The organism is Pseudomonas sp. EL_65y_Pfl2_R96, assembly GCF_963970905.1.
In the GTDB taxonomy this organism is placed as follows: Bacteria; Pseudomonadota; Gammaproteobacteria; order Pseudomonadales; family Pseudomonadaceae; genus Aquipseudomonas.
The window spans coordinates 1-245 of the sequence record NZ_CAXAQH010000482.1; the positions used below are offsets into that span (position 1 = coordinate 1).

A 245-nucleotide genomic window follows, 5' to 3' on the forward strand; every position below is an offset into this window, starting at 1 on the left:
GCGCTCAGGCTGAGGGTGGTGGTGTCGACGGTGTCGGTCACGGTGGTGCTGACCGGCGTTTTGTCCGCCACCAGGTTCTCGTAGTTGCCGCCGCTGACGCTGGTGATCGAGTTGGTCAGCGGAGTATGGCCGGCCAACGCGTCGTTCGGCGCGGCGGTGGTCACGGTACCGGTGGTTTTACCGACGTCGATGGTGATCGTCTGGCCGTTGGCCAGGGACACGGTAACCGGGCTGCCAGTCACCGG

1 protein-coding gene is annotated in these 245 nt (G+C 66.1%); it reads right to left on the reverse strand.

All coding sequences use genetic code 11. The features are described 5' to 3' along the window. Nucleotides 1–245, reverse strand: a 245-nt coding sequence (locus AACY49_RS31680; RefSeq protein ID WP_339528308.1) for an immunoglobulin-like domain-containing protein, incomplete at both ends; no start/stop codon positions are given.